The sequence below is a fragment of the Planosporangium flavigriseum genome (assembly GCF_011947225.1).
In the GTDB taxonomy this organism is placed as follows: domain Bacteria; phylum Actinomycetota; class Actinomycetes; order Mycobacteriales; family Micromonosporaceae; genus Planosporangium; species Planosporangium flavigriseum.
The window spans coordinates 126,718-146,852 of the sequence record NZ_JAATVW010000006.1; the positions used below are offsets into that span (position 1 = coordinate 126,718).

At 71.1% G+C, this 20,135-nt stretch carries 22 protein-coding genes, 1 pseudogene and 1 riboswitch; of the genes and pseudogenes, 9 read left to right on the forward strand and 14 right to left on the reverse strand.

Features of this window, described 5'->3' with window-relative positions:
- Positions 1-460 precede the first annotated feature (460 nt).
- On the forward strand, positions 461-655 hold the full coding sequence (locus HC028_RS11355) for a GntR family transcriptional regulator (protein ID WP_239075220.1): 195 nt from the start codon (positions 461-463) through the stop codon (positions 653-655).
- 177 nt (positions 656-832) lie between these two features.
- Here HC028_RS11355 and HC028_RS11360 read toward each other — a convergent pair whose 3' ends face one another.
- From HC028_RS11360 to HC028_RS11375, 4 genes are read right to left on the reverse strand one after another with little or no spacing between them, the layout of a single operon-like run.
- A complete protein-coding gene (locus HC028_RS11360; RefSeq protein WP_168076242.1) occupies positions 833-2,377 on the reverse strand; it encodes a flavin-containing monooxygenase in 1,545 nt (514 codons plus the stop codon).
- A complete protein-coding gene (locus HC028_RS11365; RefSeq protein ID WP_168076245.1) occupies positions 2,374-3,228 on the reverse strand; it encodes an SDR family NAD(P)-dependent oxidoreductase in 855 nt (284 codons plus the stop codon). Before HC028_RS11365 ends, HC028_RS11360 begins: the two co-directional genes overlap by 4 nt.
- Positions 3,209-4,129: an alpha/beta fold hydrolase gene (locus HC028_RS11370; RefSeq protein WP_168076247.1), complete on the reverse strand. Its 921-nt coding sequence runs from the start codon at positions 4,127-4,129 to the stop codon at positions 3,209-3,211. The genes HC028_RS11365 and HC028_RS11370 overlap by 20 nt, the downstream gene beginning before the upstream one ends.
- Positions 4,126-5,472 carry a cytochrome P450 gene (locus HC028_RS11375; protein ID WP_168076249.1) on the reverse strand — a complete coding sequence of 449 codons (1,347 nt, stop codon included), beginning with the start codon at positions 5,470-5,472 and terminating at the stop codon, positions 4,126-4,128. The genes HC028_RS11370 and HC028_RS11375 overlap by 4 nt, the downstream gene beginning before the upstream one ends.
- A gap of 109 nt (positions 5,473-5,581) precedes the next feature.
- Between HC028_RS11375 and HC028_RS11380 the strand changes: the two genes are divergently transcribed.
- Entirely contained in the window at positions 5,582-6,217 is a 636-nt protein-coding gene (locus tag HC028_RS11380; RefSeq protein ID WP_239075221.1) for a TetR/AcrR family transcriptional regulator, read from the forward strand.
- Here the strand turns inward: HC028_RS11380 and HC028_RS11385 are convergent.
- The 3 genes from HC028_RS11385 to HC028_RS11395 form a co-directional block, all read right to left on the reverse strand.
- The gene (locus tag HC028_RS11385) at positions 6,214-7,128 is read right to left on the reverse strand and encodes a carbon-nitrogen hydrolase family protein (protein ID WP_168076253.1); all 915 of its coding nucleotides are present in this window, start codon (positions 7,126-7,128) and stop codon (positions 6,214-6,216) included. The genes HC028_RS11380 and HC028_RS11385 overlap by 4 nt on opposite strands.
- A gap of 50 nt (positions 7,129-7,178) precedes the next feature.
- The gene (locus tag HC028_RS11390; RefSeq protein WP_168076255.1) at positions 7,179-7,409 is read right to left on the reverse strand and encodes a hypothetical protein; all 231 of its coding nucleotides are present in this window, start codon (positions 7,407-7,409) and stop codon (positions 7,179-7,181) included.
- Between the two features lie 159 nt (positions 7,410-7,568).
- Entirely contained in the window at positions 7,569-7,979 is a 411-nt protein-coding gene (locus tag HC028_RS11395; protein ID WP_239075222.1) for an RCC1 domain-containing protein, read from the reverse strand.
- 235 nt (positions 7,980-8,214) lie between these two features.
- Between HC028_RS11395 and HC028_RS11400 the strand changes: the two genes are divergently transcribed.
- A complete protein-coding gene (locus HC028_RS11400; protein ID WP_203981109.1) occupies positions 8,215-8,610 on the forward strand; it encodes a hypothetical protein in 396 nt (131 codons plus the stop codon).
- Here HC028_RS11400 and HC028_RS11405 read toward each other — a convergent pair.
- A complete protein-coding gene (locus HC028_RS11405; RefSeq protein ID WP_168076259.1) occupies positions 8,568-8,975 on the reverse strand; it encodes a hypothetical protein in 408 nt (135 codons plus the stop codon). The two genes, HC028_RS11400 and HC028_RS11405, sit on opposite strands and share 43 nt — an antisense overlap.
- A gap of 30 nt (positions 8,976-9,005) precedes the next feature.
- Positions 9,006-9,140: pseudogene (locus tag HC028_RS11410) on the reverse strand (PLP-dependent transferase); the annotation flags it as partial.
- 88 nt (positions 9,141-9,228) lie between these two features.
- On the opposite strand from HC028_RS11410, the gene selA reads away from it, so the two are divergent.
- The 4 genes from selA (at position 9,229) to HC028_RS11430 (ending at position 13,638) form a co-directional block, all read left to right on the forward strand.
- Positions 9,229-10,551, forward strand: a complete 1,323-nt coding sequence (gene selA / locus HC028_RS11415; RefSeq protein ID WP_203981110.1) for an L-seryl-tRNA(Sec) selenium transferase — start codon at positions 9,229-9,231, stop codon at positions 10,549-10,551.
- Positions 10,539-12,293, forward strand: a complete 1,755-nt coding sequence (selB, locus tag HC028_RS11420) for a selenocysteine-specific translation elongation factor (RefSeq protein ID WP_168076261.1) — start codon at positions 10,539-10,541, stop codon at positions 12,291-12,293. Before selA ends, selB begins: the two co-directional genes overlap by 13 nt.
- 100 nt (positions 12,294-12,393) lie before the next feature.
- Positions 12,394-13,302, forward strand: a complete 909-nt coding sequence (locus HC028_RS11425) for an acetamidase/formamidase family protein (protein WP_168076263.1) — start codon at positions 12,394-12,396, stop codon at positions 13,300-13,302.
- Positions 13,303-13,398: 96 nt separating this feature from the next.
- A complete protein-coding gene (locus HC028_RS11430) occupies positions 13,399-13,638 on the forward strand; it encodes a DUF6458 family protein (RefSeq protein WP_168076265.1) in 240 nt (79 codons plus the stop codon).
- 6 nt (positions 13,639-13,644) lie between these two features.
- On the opposite strand, the gene HC028_RS11435 is transcribed toward HC028_RS11430, so the two are convergent.
- From HC028_RS11435 to HC028_RS11450, 4 genes are all read right to left on the reverse strand, one after another.
- Positions 13,645-15,522, reverse strand: a complete 1,878-nt coding sequence (locus HC028_RS11435) for a transketolase (protein WP_168076267.1) — start codon at positions 15,520-15,522, stop codon at positions 13,645-13,647.
- A gap of 68 nt (positions 15,523-15,590) precedes the next feature.
- A complete protein-coding gene (locus HC028_RS11440; protein ID WP_239075223.1) occupies positions 15,591-16,517 on the reverse strand; it encodes a zinc-binding dehydrogenase in 927 nt (308 codons plus the stop codon).
- Between the two features lie 83 nt (positions 16,518-16,600).
- The gene (locus HC028_RS11445) at positions 16,601-17,062 is read right to left on the reverse strand and encodes a PPOX class F420-dependent oxidoreductase (protein ID WP_168076269.1); all 462 of its coding nucleotides are present in this window, start codon (positions 17,060-17,062) and stop codon (positions 16,601-16,603) included.
- A gap of 9 nt (positions 17,063-17,071) precedes the next feature.
- The gene (locus HC028_RS11450) at positions 17,072-18,139 is read right to left on the reverse strand and encodes a helix-turn-helix domain-containing protein (protein WP_168076271.1); all 1,068 of its coding nucleotides are present in this window, start codon (positions 18,137-18,139) and stop codon (positions 17,072-17,074) included.
- A gap of 154 nt (positions 18,140-18,293) precedes the next feature.
- On the opposite strand from HC028_RS11450, the gene HC028_RS11455 reads away from it, so the two are divergent.
- Positions 18,294-18,563, forward strand: coding sequence for a hypothetical protein (locus HC028_RS11455; RefSeq protein ID WP_168076272.1), 270 nt, complete (start codon positions 18,294-18,296; stop codon positions 18,561-18,563).
- 50 nt (positions 18,564-18,613) lie between these two features.
- Here HC028_RS11455 and HC028_RS11460 read toward each other — a convergent pair whose 3' ends face one another.
- The gene (locus tag HC028_RS11460) at positions 18,614-19,294 is read right to left on the reverse strand and encodes a LysM peptidoglycan-binding domain-containing protein (RefSeq protein ID WP_168076274.1); all 681 of its coding nucleotides are present in this window, start codon (positions 19,292-19,294) and stop codon (positions 18,614-18,616) included.
- Positions 19,291-19,475, reverse strand: a riboswitch (cyclic di-AMP (ydaO/yuaA leader). (Overlaps the previous gene by 4 nt.)
- A gap of 305 nt (positions 19,476-19,780) precedes the next feature.
- Between HC028_RS11460 and HC028_RS11465 the strand changes: the two genes are divergently transcribed.
- Positions 19,781-20,128, forward strand: a complete 348-nt coding sequence (locus HC028_RS11465) for a hypothetical protein (RefSeq protein WP_168075982.1) — start codon at positions 19,781-19,783, stop codon at positions 20,126-20,128.
- Positions 20,129-20,135: the final 7 nt, after the last annotated feature.

Consider the following 20,135-nt stretch of genomic DNA (forward strand, 5'->3'; position numbering starts at 1 on the left):
CCGGCAGATGGCTGGTCATTGGGTACGCCGTGACTTCGTGGAGGATTCCGCGACGATTGGATGTCCGGTGCTGTTGCTGTGACTTTTTGCGGCAACCTCGACGCTCGGTCCGGTCGCGGCCCAGGGGCACGACAGGCACGCGGCGGTGCCCGGCAGGAGGGGTAGCCTCACCCACCGTCGACTTGGTCGCTCCACGGATGTCTCCCTCTGATGCGGTTGGAGGCGGGGCATCGCCGGCCTGGCGTCGATCGCAGCGGACCGGCGCGCCCCGCCTGGGACTCACGGCGCCAGAGGTTGCCGACCTTCCGGGATCCGCGCCGTCCCGAAGAAGACGTTACTGAAGTAACTGGAGTAACGGAAGGTACTGGGCAAACGTCTTTTAGTGCAGTTGGTGGGGATGGGAGAATGTCGCTGCCGACCTTCTGGAGCTCCTATGCCGATCCCGCCTACCGCCCGACAGATGGCAGACGACATCGCGGAGCGAATCCGCCGTGGCGAGTACTCGCCCGGCACGAAGCTGCCGCCCGCCCGGGAACTCGCCGACCTGTACGCGGTGTCGCTGTCGACCGCCCAGCGTGTCCAACTCATCCTCAAGGAACGCGGCCTGGTCGTGGGGCGCCAGGGCGATGGCGTGTACGTGGCGGAGGGCCGCTAGCCGAGGTCGAGTTGAACGGCCATCGGATCGTGATCGGAAGGCTCCGTGGAACTGGGGACGTCAGGGGAGCGATGAGCCGTCGAGTGAGTGCCGTGGCGCCGGTGGCGGCAAATCGGTGGCATCGAGTGTCTGTCCCTCAGCGTCCGCCCTGCTGACACTGGGTCCACGACTCGGTCTTCAAAACCGATGTGGCCCGGGATCCGGGTCAGGGGGGTTCGATTCCCGTCCGCCTCCGCCACCAGCACCGACAGCCGAGGGCGCCCGGTTGGACCGGCGCTTGAATCGCAGCACGCCGTCGTCGATCCGGCCGTACCGTAGCGCCACCACGTCGTGCGCGTAGCTCATGCCGAGCCGCCACGGCGCCCGGGAGCCGGCTCTCGGGAACTCGTCGATGGAGCGCAGCACGTACCCGGCCGCGAAGTCCAGCAGCGGCTGTTCCGTGACGCCCAGGTCGTCGTTGGTCGGGACGCACTGGTCGTACCCGTGGGCGTCCAGGTGGCGCAGCAACCGGACGACGTACTCGCTGACCAGGTCGGCCTTGAGTGTCCAGGACGCGTTCGTGTACCCGATGGTGAACGCGAAGTTCGGCACGCCGGACAGCATCATGCCCTTGTACGCCATGGTCTCCGGCAGCGAGACGTCGCGGCCGTCGACGCTGAGCTGCATGCCGCCGAACGCCAGCAGGCGCAGCCCGGTGGCGGTCACGACGATGTCCGCCTCGAGTTCGGCGCCGGACTCCAGCCGCAAGCCGGTCTCGGTGAACTCCTTGATGCGGTCGGTAACCACCGAGGCCTTGCCGTGCTTGATCGCCTTGAACAGGTCGCCGTCGGGCACCACGCACAGCCGCTGGTCCCACGGGTTGTAGTACGGGGCGAAGTGGGTGTCGACCTCGTACCCCGCCGGCAGTTGCTTGATCGCGGCCTTGCGGAGCATCGACTTCACCAGTTTCGGCCGGCGCTGGCTGAGCTGGTAGAACAGCGTGCTGAGGGCGACGTTCTTCCACCGGGTGACCGGGTACGCGCGGCGTACGCCGAGCACGCTGCGCAGCCCGTTCGCGATCGGGTCCTCCGCCGGTAGGGCCGTGATGTAGGTGGGGGAGCGCTGCAGCATCGTCACGTGGGCGGCCCGGTCGGTCATGGCCGGCACCAGCGTCACGGCCGTCGCACCGCTGCCGATCACGACGACCTTCTTGCCGGTGTAGTCGAGGTCGGCCGGCCATTGCTGCGGGTGGACGACCGTGCCGCCGAACTGCTCGATGCCCGGGAAGTCCGGCGTGTGGCCGGCGTCGTAGCGGTAGTAGCCGCTGCAGACGTACAGGAAGTGAGCGGTCAGCCGGACCGGTTCGCCGTCGTGGACCGCCTCCACCGTCCAGCGCGCATCATCCGTGGACCACGATGCGTGGGTCACCCGGTGCCCGAAGCGGATGTGCCGGTCGATGCCGGCTTCGGCGGCGGTGTCACGGATGTACCGGAGGATCGACGGTCCGTCCGCGATCGCCTTCGCCTGCGTCCACGGCCGGAACCGGTAGCCGAGGGTGTGCATGTCCGAGTCCGACCGCACGCCGGGGTACCGGAACAGATCCCACGTCCCGCCGATGGCGTCGCGCGCTTCCAGGATCGCGTAGGACCGTCTGGGGAAAGCCGACTGGAGGTGGTGCGCGGCGCCGATGCCGGACAGCCCGGCGCCGACGATCAGCACGTCGACGTGTTCGGTGGTGGTCATCGCACCGACTCCCGCTGCCGGCCCCGGGCTCGCGACATCACGCCGGAGATCACGGAGTAGTAGTGGGTGGGCGTGATCCGGGCGAGCGCGTCGAACAGGTACGCGTCCGGGCCGACGAGGATGCGCGCCTTACCGCGCTCCACCCCGTGGTGGATGATCTGCGCCGCCTTGTCCGGCGAGGTCATCGTCATGGCCTCGAACTGTTCCGCCATCTGTTCCTTGGTTCTTCCCAGCCCCTCGGGATCCTTGCGGATCCGCGCGTTACGGGCGATGTTCGTGGTGATGCCGCCGGGGTGCACGGTGACGGCGCGTACGCCGGTGCCACGCAACTCCTGGCGCAGCGCCTCGGTGAAGCCGCGGACGGCGAACTTCGCCGCGCAGTAGGCGCTCTGGTAGGGCATGCCCAGCAGACCGTACACGCTGGAGGTGTTCACGATGGCGCCGTCGTCCTGGCGGGCGAGGATCGGCAGGAAGGCCCGGGTGCCGTTGACCACGCCGTGGAAGTTGATGTCGTGCAGCCAGTCGTCGTCCTCCGGTACCGCGTCGAGGACGGACGAGGTCACCGCGACCCCGGCGTTGTTGAACACGGCGGCGAGGGGTGCCGGCAGCCACGCGCGTACCTCGTCGGCGAACCGGAGTTGGTCGGCCGCGTCGCGGACGTCGAGGACCCGGGTGAGCGCCGGACCGCGCAGCGACTCCGCGGTCTCCTTGAGCCCGGCTTCATCGAGGTCGGCGATGGCGACGGGCGAGCCGAGCGCCGACAGTCGCCGGGCGAGGCTGCGGCCGATGCCCGACGCCGCGCCGGTGATGACCACCGGGCGGCCGGTGATCCTAGAAACTGGTCGAGGCATCGGTGCTCCTTGCCGGTGCGGGACGCCCGCCACGACGGGCATGATCGTCGATGAGGCCGAGAAGGGTCGGCCACGCGCCCTCCGGTAGATCGTGGCCCATTCCGCGGATGGTTTCCAACCGGGCGCCCGTGATCGCCCGCGCGGTGGCCGCTCCGCCGGTCGGATGGACCATGCGGTCGCGGTCGCCGTGGATCACCAGCGTCGGGGCGGTGACCGCCCGCAGCTGCGCTGTCCGGTCACCGGAGCGGAAGATCGCGCCGAGTTGGCGGCCGGTACCCGCCGACGAGGGATCGCGGTCCCAGCCCACGCCGGCTAGCTCACGTACAAAGGCCTCGTCGAACGGGAAGCCGTGCGAGCCGATGTGCCGGAAGATCTGTACGGACCGGTCCATCGCCGCCTGCCGGCTCTCCGGCGGGCGTCCGGCCATCAACCGCCACGTGGACAGCGCGGGCCGTCCGACGCGGCGCGCTCCGGTCGTCGACATGATCGAAGTGAGCGTGCGCACCCGGTGCGGATGCAGGGCCGCGACGGTCTGCGCGATCATGCCGCCCATCGAGATGCCGACGAGGTGAGCCTGGCCGTACCCGAGCGCGTCGAGCAGGCCCACGGTGTCGATGGCCAGGTCAGTGAGGTCGTACTGCTCTGCCGGCCAGCGCCTGGTCATGATCGCGGGCAGGCTGGGCGGGCGGAACCGGAGGTGGGTCGAGGCGCCGACATCGCGGTTGTCGAAGCGGACGACCCGGTAGCCCCGCGCGGCCAGCTGCTCGCAGAACGCCGCCGGCCAGCTGTGCAACTGCTGGCCCAGTCCGGCGACCAGGACGAGCGGTTCGGCGCCGGGGTCGCCGAACTGCTCGTACGCCAGGGTGATGCCGCGCCCGACGTCGACCATCTGCTCGGTCATGACGCCACCTCGCTGCGCTCGGCGGTCGCGGTCGCGAGCGGCGGCGCCACCCGGCGGTGCACCACCGCCAGGCCTCCCTTTGCCGGGGCATTGGCGATGCCGCGGGAGTGCCGTCGCTCGTCGGGTTCGTCGGTCGGTTCCAGCGTGAAGTCGCGCAGCAGCGTGCGCAGGACGACGTTCATCTCCATGTTCGCGAACGCCGCCCCGATGCAGCGCCGGGTGCCGCCGCCGAAGGGTATCCACTCGTACAGGTCCGGTTTCGTGTGGAGGAAGCGCGACGGGTCGAACCTTCGCGCGTTCGGGAAGACCGCGTCGTCGTCGTGGATCAGGGCGATGCTGACCATCACCGTGTACCCCTTGGGGATCGTCCACCGGCCGAGTGGCAAGCTCTCGGCCTTCACCTTGCGCCCCACGATGTCGATGACCGGCCGGGTGCGCTGCACCTCGACGATCGTTGCCTCGCGCAGCGCCTTGCCGCCCGCGTCCACCTCCGCGACCAGGTCGCGCAGGACCGCCGGGTGGCGGCGGATCCGTTCGATCGCCCAGGCCAGCGTCGTGGCCGTCGTCTCGTGCCCGGCGGACAGCAGGGCGAGCAGCTCGTCGGCGATCTCGCTGTGGCTCATCGGTGAGCCGTCGTCGTAGCGGCTCTGCACCATCATCGCGAGGATGTCGTCGCGCTGGTCGAGCTGAGCGTCCTGCTCCGCCTTGGCGATCAGTCGTTCCACGATGGCGTCGTACTCGCGGCGCATCGCCCAGAACCGGCCCCACGGGCTCCACCGGCCCCAGTCGACCGTGGGGACGGGGAGCACGGCCAGCCGGGAGCCGAGCGTGACCATCGCCGGAAGCAGCTCACGGAGCTGCGTGAACTCCGCGCCCTCGGCGCCGAACACGGCCCGCAGGATGACATTGAGCGTGATGCGCATCATCGACGGCATGGTGGCGAAGGCCCGGCCTTCCGACCAGGAGGCCAGTTCGCGTACCGTCTCCTCCTCGACGATCGTCTCGTACGCGGCGAGCCGGCGGCCGTGGAACGGCGGGACGAGCAGCTTGCGTCGCCTGCGGTGCTCCTCCCCGGTGAGCGCGAACATCGAGCCGGGGCCGAGGACCCGCCCGAGGTTGGGCTCCAGATTTTCGGCGACGTCGGTACGGGTCTGGAACAGTTGCTTGATCTCGGCGGGGTCGCTGATGACCACGGAGCGGCCGAAGACCGGCATGGTGATGGTGAAGGTGTCACCGTAGCGGTCGCGACGCCGGTACATGCCGCGATTCGGCGCGGCCAGCGCGTAGGCGACCTGCATGAAGCGCGGAGTCGACGGGCCTGGAGGAAGCGTCGCAGTTGTCATGGAGCCAGCACCTTCCCGGCGTGGTACGGGGGCGTACCAGTCGCACGGTACGCTGGCGTACCGTTGCATTCAAGGGCTTCACTGGGACGGGGGGTATACCGTGACCACGGTGACGACCGCACGACTCCAGCGCCTCGCGGAGAGGGCGGCGAGCGTGTCCGACGACGGGGGACCCTTCTGCCGGCGCCTGCTCGACGGCCTCGCCGAGTCGATCGCGGAGGTGGGCTACCGCAACACCACGGTCGCCGACATCGTGCGCCGTGCGCGGACCTCGCGGCGGACCTTCTACGAGCACTTCTCCGACAAGGAGGCCTGCTTCGTCGCGCTGCTCACCGGCGCGAACACCGAGATGATCCGCCAGATCTCCGCCGCGGTCGACCCGAGCGTCCCCTGGGCGAGCCAGGTACGACAGGCGATCGAAGCCTGGATCGCGTCCGCCGAATCCGCGCCCGCGATCACGCTGAGCTGGATCCGTGACGTGCCCGCGCTCGGCGCGGGGGCACGCCGGCTGCAGCGCGACACGATGGAGGACTTCATCGTCATGATCGAGACACTGTGCGACACCGACGAGTGGCGCTCCGCCGGCGCCGGCCCGGTGTCCCGGCAGCTCACGATCATGCTGCTCGGCGGGCTGCGCGAGTTGATCGCCGCCACCGTCGAGGACGGCGGACGCATCGGCGACGTCACCGAGGTCGCGGTGCAGGCGTCGATGGCCCTGCTCGGTCCGCGCAGTCAGGGCGGCTAGCTGGCCCGGACGTTGTTGCGGTACCAGCGGCGCCCGTGCAGTCGCTGGAAGTTCCAGGCGAACGCCGCGACCGGGCCGCGGCGGTGCAGCCAGAACGTGGGCGGGGGAGTGAGTGAGGGCTGCTGACGGCCCAGGGTGATGTCGGCGAGCACGATTCCCTCGCCGTCATGGCGGCTGCGCTCCGCGAGCACCGTGCCGTCGGCGTCCGTGATGAGCGCCGAGCCTTCGAAGTGACCCCGGTAGCGCATCGGCATCCACGGCATCGCGCACTCCAGGGTGCCGGCGTGGGCGGCGTGGATCACCGGCGCGCCGACGAAGCGCGCGAACGTCGCCGCGGCGGTCCGGGCGGTGGCCTCGTTGTCGCGCTCCCACCGGCGGTACCCCGGCATCCACGGCGGGACCGACCACCAGCCCGACCCGGCCATCACCAGGTCGACCCGCTCGCGCAGGCGGCGTACGGTCTGCGTGCGCATGAGCTCCCAGCACACCGCCGCGCCGATCGTGTGCGTACCGGCGTCGATCACACCGTCGTCGTGGCCGCCGACGTAGAACGCGTTCTCCCACATCGTCGGCAGGTCCTTGTCGTGGACACCGATCACGCCGTCCGGTCCGGCGAGCACGTACTTGTTGCGGACGTGCCCGTCGGTGTCCGCGCACATGAACGAGCCGCCGACCATGGCCTCGAACCGCGCGGCGAGGGAGGTCAGCAGCTTGGTCGCCGGGCCGTCGATCGGCAGCGCGGTGTAGGCGAGGCGCTCGTCGAAGCCGATGCCGGTGGTGAAGAACTCGGGCAGCGCGATGATTTTCGCGCCGGCTTCGCCCGCCTGGGTCGCGAGGCGCTCACATGCGGCCAGGTTGGCGTCCACATCGGCCAGGACGGCTTCGAGTTGTACTGCGGCGACTTTGACCATGGCCCACATGGTTGACAAGGTCGCCGGATTTGTAAAGAGCTGGCTCGACCCTACTGCTCGTCCTCGGGCGGCTCGGGTATCCCGGTGGCGGCGCCCCGGCTGGCTTCGCTGATGCCGCTGACGACCGGTCCGCCGGTACCGGTGCCCGGGTGACCGGCACCCGCGGTCGCCTGGCCGGGCTCCTCCTTGTACACCTTGCGCTTCGTCTGATCGCCGGGGGTGACGTTCATGCCGCCCTCGGCGCTCGAGGGAACTTTGTCGGGGCGTTCTTCGGTACTCACGGTTGGCTCCCCACGATGTCCTCGATGAAGACCGTGCCCGGTGGGTCCGTGGCCAAACCCTCCGTATCGATCTCACCCCTGGACCGACGCCGAGCGCGCACACTGAATGCCCGGGACCGACGGGTTGGCCGCCGGCCCCGGGCGGTCCGGTCTCAAAGATCAGTTGTCGGTACCGGTCTCTTCAGGTTCGATGACCCGTACCGGCGTGTTCTTGTCGGTGGTGGTGCCGTCACCCAGCTGACCTTGCGAGTTGAGCCCCCAGGCACGGGCGGTGCCGTCGGAGCGCAGGGCCAGGCTGTGCAGAGCGCCGCCGGCGGCGGCGACCACATCGGTGAGAGCAGGGCTGCTCGGCAGCGCGCTACCGAGTCCATCGTCGGGCTCACCGCCCCGGTCGCTGTGCCACCCCGGTGTCGTTCCCGGGTCGACCGGGCCGCTGCTCGCGTACCCGCTCTGGCCGCCGGCCATGAGTAGCACCGTGGCCAGCACCGACATGACGGCAACCACGGCGGATCGCCGGTATTTGCCGATCAGCACAAGAGGCGTCTTGTCTATTCCTTCTTCCGTGGGCATCTGCCCATTTCTCCCTCCTTGAATGAGGACGCGGTAGCGCGATCGCCGCACGGCCCGGCATTCGGCAATTGAGTCAGGTGTATTAGTGGTCCACCTGCGACTCTGGTACGCGCGGCTTGACGTAACTCCGGCCGGCGTCGGCGGATTCATTCACGCGCCGTTGCCTTCCGGCGGCTGAGCGCCGCCCGTACTGTCATCGACAGAAGGTAATTTCTTCGTTACGTTGGAGGTTTCCATGCGGCGCGTCGGACCGATTCTCGCCCTGGCCTCGGCACTCCTGCTCATCGCCTCACCAGCGTCGGCGTTCGCGCATAACGCCGTGCACAACGCGTACCTGCACGCCGTACTCGACGGGCTGACGTTCGCTGTCGTCGCCGCCCCCGTGGCGACGGCCCTGTTGTGGGGCGAGCGCCGCCGCGGGCTGCTGCTGGCTCTCGTCACCCTGGTTCAGCTACCGGTTGCGGTCATCGCCTTCGTTCCGATCGCCAATCCGCTACTGCACCTGATCCTGCTGCCGGCGGCGCTGGCGCTGACGGCCTTCTCGCTCTGGGCGGTACGCCGCCTGGGCCGTCAACCGGAAGGCGGCCGTCAGCCGGAGGGCGCCGGCGCGCTACGCCCGGCCGGGGACTGAGCGGGCAGGCTGGCTGGCTCGGTGGATAGGGGATCACCGAGCCAGCCGCCACGACCGTCGCCGACGGCGAAGGCCACGACCCGTTCCCCGTCCCGGACCACCCGGACATCCGGGCAGCCGGGCCGGGGCTCCTGCCACCCGCCGTCGACGCGCACGCTGTGCCAGCGGCAGTGGTCCTCGTCCACGAAGCCCCAGGCCAGCAACAAATCCTGGCCCCGGTAGCGGTAGCAACCCACCGACTCCACTCGGCCGGCGCAGGCCCGGCGCAGGAACCGGGCCGACAGGCCGGGCACCGCCACGCCTTCGAACTCCGCGGCGTCGACCACCCGGTGGACTCGGAAGCCGGTCAGGTCGGGAATGTCCACGCGGCCCATTCTCGGCCGAAACCGCCCGCCTCATGGTGAAAACCGGCAACTCAGAGCCTGCGCCAGGTCGGCTGTCAGGTCGTTGACGTCCTCCAGACCGATGGACAGCCGGACGAGGTCGGCGTCCGGGCGCGCCTCGGCCGGTACCGGGCGGTGCGTCAGGGACGCGGAGTGCTGGTTGCTCCCCGGTAGAGGTGTGCTGCCCGCAGCCGCCGACCGCCGACGGGCGTCCCGACAGTTGTAGTGTCTGGTTGTGTCAACGGCATCCCAGTCTCAGCCGCCGCCGGGGGATACACGGAGGCGCGTTCCGCGTACCGATGCCGTCCTCGCCGACCCGCGCCTCGCCGCCGCCACGGCGATGCTGGGCCGGCCTGCAGTCAAGGCGGTGGTGAACGCCGCGCAGGAGCGGGCCCGGCGCGGCGAGATCGCGCCTGAGGAGGTCGCCAACGCCGCGGCCGCCGCCCTGCCGCAGGGGCCGTCGAGCCTGCGCGGCGTCGTCAACGCCACCGGCGTGGTCCTGCACACCAACCTGGGCCGCGCTCCACTGTCACCCGTGGCGATCGCCGCGGTCGTCAAAGCCGCCGGCCACACCGACGTCGAACTGGACCTCACCACCGGCCGGCGGGCCCGCCGCGGTCGCGGCGCCCTCGACGCGCTGCGCGTCGCCGTCCCCGCCGCCGCTGGCGTGCACGTCGTCAACAACGGCGCCGCCGCGCTGGTGCTCGCCGCGACGGCCCTGGCAGCCGGCCGCGAGATCATCGTCAGCCGCGGTGAGCTGGTGGAGATCGGCGATGGGTTCCGCCTGCCCGCCCTGCTCGAATCAACCGGGGCGCGACTGCGGGAGGTCGGCACGACCAACCGGACCGCCCTCGCCGACTATGCGGCGGCGGTCGGGCCGGACACCGGCTTCATCCTCAAGGTGCACCCGTCCAACTTCGTCGTCTCGGGGTTCACCTCCGCCGTGGACGTAGCCGACCTGGCGACCCTCGGGGTCCCCGTCGTCGCCGACATCGGCTCCGGCCTGCTCGCCCCCGACCCGCTGCTGCCCGACGAGCCCGACGCCGCGACGACCCTGAATGCCGGCGCGGCGCTGGTGACGGCCAGCGGCGACAAGCTCCTCGGCGGCCCGCAGGCCGGCCTGCTGCTGGGCGACGCCGACCTGGTGGAGCGGCTGCGCCGCCACCCCCTCGCCCGGGCGCTGCGCGTGGACAAGCTCACCCTCGCCGCCCTCGAAGCGACGCTGCGCGGGCCTGAGCCGCCGACCTGGGTGGCGCTGCGTGCGGCGCCAGCTCAATTGCGGGTACGCGCGGAGCGGCTGGCCGACGCGCTGGACGACGTCGACGCAGAGGTCACCCGTACGGCGGCGGTCGTCGGCGGCGGTGGAGCGCCCGGACTGGAACTCGAGTCGTGGGCGGTGTCGCTGCCGGAGCGGCTCGCGCTGCCGCTGCGCACCGGTGAGCCGCCGGTGCTCGGCCGGGTCGAGCGTGGCCGGCTGCTGCTCGACCTGCGGTGCGTGCCACCAGACCTCGACGACGCCGTGGCCGCGGCGGTCAGGAAAGCGGCATGCACGTCATAGCCACCGCCGGACACGTCGACCACGGCAAGTCCACGCTGGTACGCGCGCTGACCGGGATGGAGCCCGACCGGTGGGCCGAGGAGCGCCGCCGCGGCATGACCATCGACCTCGGCTTCGCCTGGACCGCGCTGGACTCCGGTGACGTGGTCGCGTTCGTCGACGTGCCCGGCCACGAGCGGTTCGTGCCGAACATGCTGGCCGGCGTCGGGCCGGTCCCGGCGGCGCTCGTCGTGGTCGCCGCCGATGAGGGGTGGATGCCGCAGTCCGCCGAGCACCTCGCCGCGCTCGACGCCCTCGGGGTACGCCACGGCCTGCTCGTCATCACCCGCAGCGACCTGCTCGACCCGTCCCTCGCCGCCGCCGACGCGCAGGAACGCATCGCGGCGACGTCTCTCGGTCAGGTCGAGACCGTCGCGGTCAGCGCTGTCACCGGCGCGGGCCTCGACGACCTGCGCGCCGCGCTGGGCCGGCTCGTCGCGCGGCTGCCCGAGCCCGACCTCGACGCGCCCGTACGGCTGTGGGTCGACCGGTCCTTCACCATCAAAGGCGCCGGCACGGTCGTGACCGGCACGCTCGGCGCGGGACGGTTGCGCTCCGGCGACGAGTTGGAGTTGGCCAGCGGTCGCCGGGTACGGGTCCGCGGCCTGCAGTCGTTGGGCGCCGCCGCGGCGGACGTGGCCGCCGTGGCGCGGGTCGCGGTGAACCTCCGCGGCGTGGAGCGCGACGAGGTGGGGCGGGGGGACGCCCTCGTCACGCCGGGGCGCTTCCAGCTCACCGACGTCATCGACGTCCGGCTGGCCGGCGACCCGGTCGCCGACCTGCCGGCCACCCTGACCCTGCACGTCGGCTCGGCCGCCGCCGCGGTACGGGTACGGCCGTTGGGGGAGGACAGCGCCCGCCTGCGGTTGGCCACCGCGCTGCCCCTGCGCATCGGTGACCGGGCGCTGCTGCGTGACCCGGGCCGCCACCACGTCGCCGGCGGGGTGACCGTCCTCGACGTGTCGCCGCCGCCGCTGCGCCGCCGGGGAGCCGCCGCGCTCCGCGCCCGCGAGCTGTCCACGATGGACGGCAGCCCGTCGGAGGCGGGCGAGCTGCGCCGCCGGGCCCTGGTGCGGCGCTCTTCGCTGGAGCGGATGGGTGTACGGGTGACGGCGGCGCCGGTCGCCGGTGACTGGCTCGCCGACCCCGACCACTGGTCGGCGCTGCGCCAGCGGCTCAACGCGGAGGTGACCCGCTACGTCTGCGCACATCCCCTGGAGGTCGGCGCGCCGGTAGAGGCGCTGCGGCACGCCCTCGACCTGCCCGACCGGGTCCTCGTCGACGCGCTCGTCGCCCCGCCGCTGGTGGCCCGCGACGGCCGGATCGGCGTGGCGGGGCAGGGGGACGCGCTGCCGGAGCGGGTGGCCCGGGCCGTCGACCGGGTCCGGCTCGACCTGGCCGGCCAGCCGTTCCACGCCCCGGAGGCGGCCCGCCTCGCCGAGCTGGGCCTGGGGCCACGCGAACTGGCGGCGGCGGTACGCGCCGGAGCCCTGCTGCGCGTCGCCGACGGCGTCGTCCTGCTGCCCGGCGCGGTCGAGGAGGCGGTGGCCGTCCTGGCCGGCGTGCCGCAGCCGTTCACGCTCAGCGACGCCCGGCAGGCGCTCGGCACGACCCGGCGGGTGGCGGTGCCGCTGCTGGAGCTACTGGACCGGCGGGGCGCCACCCGGCGGCTGCCCGACGACCGCCGGGTCATCGCACCGTAGCCGCCGCGGCGCCGGCGCGGGTGGAGTTGACATTGCCACCGGAAGGTACGAGATTGCACACCACCAGCTGACCTGTCCGAGGCACGGAGGTTGCGTCACAGTGCGCCTGACCCGGTCGACCACTCACACCGTGTGGGATCGCGCCATCCCGCCCGCCGCGCGCGTCGTCCCGGGCGACGAGGTGACGGTCGAGGTCGCGAACTCCTCCGGGGGCCAGCTGGCCAAGGACTCCACCGTCGCGGACGTGGCGACGCTGGACTTCAGCAACGTCAACCCGGTGACCGGGCCGCTGGCGGTCGACGGGGTGGAGCCCGGCGACGTACTCGTCGTGGACATCCTCGACATCGACGTGGACAGCTGGGGGTGGACGGCGAACATCCCCGGTTTCGGCCTGCTCGCCGACGACTTCCCAGACGCTCACCTGCGCATCTCATCGATCTCGGCCGGGTCAGTCGAGCTGCTGCCTGGGCTCGTCCTCCCCAGCGTCCCGATGATCGGCACCATCGGCGTCGCGCCGCCGGCTGCTGAGCCCGCGTCGGTCGTCGTGCCCACCCGATTCGGCGGCAACATGGACATCCGCCACGTGACAGCCGGCGCGCGGCTGCTGCTGCCTGTCGGCGTGCCCGACGCCCTGCTGTCCCTTGGCGACACCCACGCCGCCCAGGGAGACGGCGAGATCTGCGGCACCGGCATCGAGACAAGTTCGGTCGTGCGGTTCCGCGTGGACGTCATCCGCGGCCGAGCACTGGCGTTCCCGATCGTCGAGACCGACCCGCGCACCGCCCGGGCGGGGCGGGCAATCGCCGTCACCGCGATCGGCCCGGATCTCATGCAGGCCACCCGGGACGCGGCACGCGGGCTGGTGGACGAGATCGTGCTGCGCACCGGCCTGGCCCCGCTGGACGCCTACCTGTTCGCCAGCGTCGCCGCCGACCTGAAGATCTCCGAGGTCGTCGATGCCCCGAACTGGGTGGTCTCGATGCACGTCGAGCGTGACCTGCTCACGTGACCGACGCGGCCGAGCCGCAGACCTGATTGGGTTTTGCCGCTCGCGGGTATGGATGCATCGACCGTTGGATATTCCCTCTCGAAGGAGAGTACTGCCATGGGTATCGGTGGAAGCATCCTGCTGATTGTTATCGGCGCGATCCTGACGTTTGCCCTGAATGTTCAGCTCGGCGCCGTCAACCTCGACCTGGTCGGCTGGATCATGATGGCCGCCGGTCTGCTCGGTCTGATCATCACCACCTACATCTGGAGCAGCCGGCGCCGTACGGTCGTCTCCGAGGGCCCCGCCGGCTACCGTCGGGTCGAGGAGCGCACCGACCCGTACGAGCCGATGTAACGGCCCTCAGCGGCCGGCGACACTGCGGGCCGTCTCGGCGATCGCGATCGCGTCGATGCCGGCGGCCTTCAGCAGTTCGTCCGGGTTGCCGGACGCGGGCAGCGTACGTACGGCGAGGTGGGTGACCGGCACCGCCTGCTCGGACAGGGCCGACAGGACCGCCTCGCCCAGACCCCCTTCCGGGTAGTGGTCCTCGACCACGATCACCCGGCCGCCGGTGGCGCGCGCCGCCTCCCGGACCGCCTCGCGGTCGATCGGCTTCACCGAGTACAGGTCGAGCACCCGGGCCCGGATGCCGGCATCGGCCAGCAGGTCGGCGGCGGCGAGGCAGTTGTGCAGGGTGACCCCGGCGCCGAGCAGCGCGACGTCGTCGCTGTCGCTGCCGCGCACCTGCTTGCTGCCGCCGACCGGGAAGCTCTCGCCGTTGTCGTACAGCACCGGGTAGGAGCCCCGGGTGGTACGGATGTAGTTGACGCCTTCCCGGTCGACCATCTGCGTCACGAGCGCGGCGCAGGACACGGCGTCACTGGGGTAGAGCACCGTCGAGCCGAGGATGGCGCGCATCATCGAGATGTCCTCCAGGCCCATCTGGGACGGACCGTCCGGGCCGATCTCCACCCCGACGTGCGAGCCGGCCAGGTAGATGTCGGCCTGCGAGACCGCTGCCATCCGGATGAAGTCGTGGGCGCGGGTGAAGAACGCCGCGAACGTCGCCGCCCACGGCCGGTACCCGCGCACCTGCAGCCCGACCGCCGCGGCCACCATCTGCTGCTCGGCGATGAACATCTGGAAGAACCGGTCCGGGTACTTTTCCGCGAAGTCCAAGGTGTGCGTGGAGTTGCCGACCTCGGCGTCCAGCACGACCACATCGGTACGGGCGCCGAGCGCGACCAGCGCGTCGCCGAACGCCTTCCGCGTGGCGACCTTGTCGCCCTTCTTGTAGGTCGGCAGCGTCACCTGGCCGCCCGCGGTTGCCGCGCCGGCGGGCGTACCGGGCTCGGGCAGCGGCCCCCGCACCCGGAGGTTGCGGACGCCGCCGAGCTCGGCGACGGCCTTCTCGGCGAGGTCCGGCGGCAGCGCCTTGCCGTGCCAGCTCGCCTCGTTCTCGACCTGTGGCAGGCCCTTGCCCTTGATGGTGCGCGCGAGGATCGCCGTCGGCCGGTCGATGCCCCGGACCTGCCGGTACGCCTCGTCGATGGCGTGCAGGTCGTGGCCGTCGATGACGACGGCGTGCCAGTCGAACGCCTCGAACCGCCGCCGGTACGCGTCCATGTCCCACTCCAGCTCGGTCGGCCCGCGCTGGCCCAGCCGGTTCACGTCCACGATCGCGGTCAGGTTGCGCAGCCGGTAGTAGCCGGCCTTGTCGATCGCCTCCCACATCGAGCCCTCGGCCATCTCGCTGTCGCCGCACAGCACCCAGAGGTGCAGCGGCAACTGGTCGAGGCACTGGGCTGCGAGGGCCACGCCGACCGCGATGGGCAGGCCCTGGCCCAGGGAGCCGGTCGCCACGTCGACCCAGGGCAGCGCGGGAGTCGGGTGGCCCTGCAGCCAGTTGCCGAATCGCCGGTACCCGTTCATCAGCTCCTCGTCGGAGATGACGCCGGCCGCTTTGAACATCGAGTACAGCAGCGGCGACGCGTGCCCCTTCGAGAAGATCAGATGGTCGTTCAGCGGGCTGTCGGGGTTGTCCCAGTCGTAGCGCAGGTGCCGGGCCATCAGCACCGCCATCAGGTCGGCGGCGGACAGGCTCGACGACGGGTGCCCGGAGCCGGCGGCCGTGCTGGCGCGGACCGAGTCCACCCGCAGCTGCGCGGCGAGCTCCCGCAGCCGCTGCATCTCCTCGTCGGCGAGGGTGGTCGTCTCACATCGGACCGTCGTCGTCATGATTGCCTCCCCGGACCCGTCGCCGCGCGGCGGCTTGCGACCGTGCTGCCTACCCGGCATGGGGAGCGTCAACCGTCTCCGGTCACGTCGAGGACGGCCTTCCCGCTCACCTGGCGGCCGCGCAGCGCCTCCGCCGCGTCGCCGGCCCGGTCCCACGGGCCGCGCCAGCCGACCTCGACCTTCAGCAGGCCGTCGGCGATCCAGTCGAGCAGCGTGGCCAGGTCCTCGCCGATGTCCGGGCCCAGCGTGAACGACTGCAGCGTCTTCGCCGGTCCGACCGTCGAGTACGGGGTGAAAATGGCGGGCTCACCGGAGGTCCAGCCGACGCTCTGCAGGTTGCCGCCGGGCGCGAGCATCTTGAACGCGTCGACGAGGTGCTCGCCGCCAACGTTCTCGATGACCACGTCCACCGGGTCCTCGAGCCCGGCCAGGCCGACGATCACGTCGTCGGCACCCAGTTCCAGCAGGCCGATACCGCGGTCGGACGAGCCGACCGACGCGATCACGTAGGCGCCGCCGAGCGAGGCGAGCTGGACGGCGAACCGGCCGACCCCGCCGGCCGCGCTCGTGACGAGGACCCGCCGGCCCAGGATCGGACCGGCGGCGCGCAGCGCCCGCAGCGCGGTCACGCCGGCGACCGGCAGCGCGGCCGCCTCGGCCAGGTCGACGCCGTCGGGCACGGTGGCGAGCTCGGACACGTCGGCGACACGCCGCTGCGCCCACCCGCCGTCCGGGCCGCGGGTCACCACGCGGCTGCCCGCCGCCGGCCCGGTGCCGTCGGCGGCGGCCTGCGTGACCACGCCGGCGGCGTCCCAGCCGAGGACGGTGCCGGGCGGCGCGTCACCACTGCGGGCCCGGTTGAGCTCGCCCCAGTTCAGCGACGTGTGGTGAACCTCGATCAGGACCTGCCCCGGGCCGGGGACGGGCTCGTCAGCCTCGCCGAGGCGCAGCGACGACGGGGCGTCAGGGTCGACCACCAGGGCACGCATCGCCATGCCGGTCCACTACCCGGGCTACGCCGTCCAGTCCCGTGATCATCAAGAGTTTGCGGGCCTATGACGCCGCCAACTCTCGGTGATCATGAAGACTCGGGCGGGAACCCACCCGTCGCGACCGGGCCCCAACTGTCGACCGTCACCCGGATCAGGCACTTGCCCTGCTCGGCCATTGCTTCCCGGTACTCGTCCCAGTCCGGGTGCTCGCCCGCGATCGACCGGTAGTAGTCGACGAGCGGTTCGAGCGCGTCGGGCAGGTCGAGGACTTCGGCGGTGCCGTCGACGTGTACCCAGGGCCCGTCGAAGTCCTCGGACATCACACACATCGACACCCGCGGGTCCTGGCGGAGGTTGGCGACCTTCGCCCGCTGCGGGTAGGTGGAGATGACGATCCGGCCTTCGGCGTCGACGCCGCAGGTCACCGGGGAGGACTGGGGGCGACCGTCGCGGCGCTGCGTGATGAGCACGCCGCGGTGGCGGGAGGCGAGAAACTCGGTGAGGCGGGCGCGGTCGACGGTCGTGTTCGTCGCGTACTTTCGGGCCATCCGCCCAGCCTACGTGGCCACCTGATCGACCTCGGCGAGCATCAACCGCAGGCTCTGTGAGCGCTTGTCGATGGGCAACCGGTTGAGCGCGGCCCGCGCGTACGCCTTGCCGACGTTGAGGTCGCCCGCCTTGGCCAGCATCAGTCCGCGGTGGAGTTCGATGTGGGTCGCGAACCGGATGAGCTCGGGTGGGCGGGTCCGGTCGGCCGCGTCCTGCTCCGCGACGGCGGTCGGGTCACCAAGGCGGCTCAGCAGCATCGACGCGAACGTGTGGAAGCGCCATTCAGGGACGGTGAAGTCGGAGATGCGGTCGTGCGAGCCGGCGACGTCGAACACGCGTCTGGCGTCGTCGAGCAGGCGCAGCGCGTTCGTCCGGTCGCCGTGCACGGCCGCGGCCTGCGCCCGGGCGACGAGCGCCGTCAGCCTGCCCACCGATGGCTTGTCGTCGATCGCGAGCGCCTGGTCCGCCAGTTCCGTGGCGGTCGCCAGGCGGGCGCCCTCGTACGCCAGTGCCAGCGCCGCCCGGCCTCGTACCCACGCCCGGACGCCGACCATCTCCGATCGGTCGGCCGCCAGCGCCGCCAGCCGGTACCAGGACACTGCCTCGTCGGTGTCGCCGGTGGTCTTGCCGAACGTGGTCAGCAGGCGCGCGGCGCACTCCCACAGTTCCGGCGCGTCCAGATGCTGCTGCAGCACGACCAGGTCCGCGGCGAGTTGCTGCTGGAGCATGTCGGCGCCGCACGTCATGTACTGCTGGCCGTAGTCCTCGACCCGATTCTGCCAGTAGTCGACCGAGCCGCCACCGCGCAGCGCAGCCGTGAACCCCTTTTTGATCAGTTCGGTCACGGACGTCGACGCGACAACGGTCGCGGCCATGCCGGTCAGTAGTCCCCTGCGATCCACCGCATCCCCAAGCGCGCGCTCGTACGCCAACACCACGTCCGGGGTCACCGTCCGGCGACCAGCCTCGATGTTGGACAGGTGCCCCTTGCTGAAGTTCGTCCGGGCGGCCATCGCCCGAAGGCTCACCCCCGCCGCGTTCCGGGCTACCCGTAACTGTGCGCCAGTCTTGGTCATTGGCGTCCGTCCACACGTGTGTTGAAGACGATTGAAGACCGTTGAGACATTCAAGTTGCGCTCTGTAAACGTCACGCTACATCCGGGGGCGCGGCCGCACGTTGTTTCTTCGGAAAGTCCAAGCGCCGCGCAGGTAGCCAAAGGGGTGGCGGTGATGGAAGACAGCGACATCGCGCGTATCAAGGCCACGCATCGGCCCCGATTCTGGTGGTTGGGGCGGGCGGCTCGGCTCGGCTGCCGCTGTGGCAGCCGGGACTATCCGTGCAGTGCGCTGGCGACGGCGCTCGAGGCGGAGCGGAGAGCGGCGCAGCCGATCCTGGAGCAGCAGGTGACTGATCTGCTCCGGCGTCAGTACGACGGGTCGACCACGCACGGCGCGGGCGGGTGGGCAGGACGTGAGGAGGGCGCCTCTCTCACGGAATAGACCGTAAGAGAGGCGCCCTCCTCACGTACAAGGGAAAGTCGCCGCAGATATCAGAGGGCGAGCTGCTGACCCGGCAGGATCAGGTCCGGGTTGCCACCCACGACCTGGCGGTTGAGCTCGTAAACCGCCTGCCATCCACCCGCGATGCCCTGGCTCTGGGCGATCGACGACAGGCTCTCGCCGGCCTGGACCACATAGGTGCGGCCGGTGGCCTGCGCCGGTGCGGCCGGAGTGGCGGGCGCGGCCGGCTGGGCCGGCGTGGAGCTGCTCTGCGTCGAGTTGCTCTGCGACTGGCTGCTCGACTGGCTCCGGTTGGTGGTCTTCTTCGGGGTGTAGCTCTGCGAGGAGCCGCCCCGCGAGCCGCACACCGGCCAGGCGCCCATGCCCTGGCTCTGCCGGACCTGCTCAGCGATCGCGATCTGCTGCTCCCGGGTCGCCAGGTCGGCGCGCTCGGCGTACTGCTTGCCGCCGTGGCCGGCCCAGGTGCTCTGCTTGAACTGCAGCCCGCCGTAGAAGCCGTTGCCGGTGTTGATGTGCCAGTTGCCGCCGGACTCGCACTGGGCGACGGCGTCCCAGTTCACGTTCGAGGCGGCGTTGGCGGCCTGTGCCGGACCCAGCAGGGTCGCCGCGCCGGCCGCGCCGGCGGCGACGGCCCCGAGCGCGAGGCGGCCAGTGACTCGCCGAGCGGTCGACGGCTGCAGGTGGCGTGCGTGGTATCGGTTCTTTGCCATGAAAACCTCCACGCCTACGAGGTGAGCTGTCGGGTTCGGGCCGAGGAGCCCGGCCGCGCTGCGCGGCTTCACCCCGAGGTACGCAACGATTCGGGTGCGTACCGGGAAACGGTGGGTCCCCCGCTCCTGCCTGGTTGACGACGTTCCAGCGGCCGGCGGCAGGACTCGGCGTTACCGACCGTGGTGCCCGCGGTCGCGGACGCAGCCGACCGTAAGCACGACCGGTGTCTGTGGACAAAGATCTTGGGAAGATCGTGACTCTCTTCACGATCTTCGTCTCAGATGATGAAAGATATATACGGAGTGTAATGAAGTACTCCCCTCTCCGTATGGGGCGGTTCGCTGGGTGGGGGAGCTATTTATCCACTCTGGCCCCTTTTTGCACCGTCTACGCGGGATCGGGCTGCCTCTTCTGGCGACCGGGGCGGTTACAAATCGCCGCCCCCATCGTTGTGTCTAAGTGCATGGATGCAATGAGGAGGGGCCGTGGGTCGTCACTGGTTACTCGTGGTGCTCGTTGTCCTGGTTGTCGGCGGTAGCGTCGCGACGGCCGCCGGGCTGTCGACGGCGAAGCTCCGGCGACCGGCGCGCCATCGGGCCCGGGCGGGACGCGCCGCCCTTCCCGCGCTGCGATCGGCCGCCGTCCCCGCGCCGCGCTCGGCGGTGGAGGACCACCGTCCCCGCATGACGAACCGTCCCCGCATGACGAGCCGCCCCCGCATGACGAACCGCCCCCGTGGCGAGGCGGCGGAGTGCGCCCGTCGGCTCGACCACAACCGGAGTACCCGCAGATACAACGCGCTGGCCGATCGGGGGCACGGGTACGTCCTGTGACCGCGGT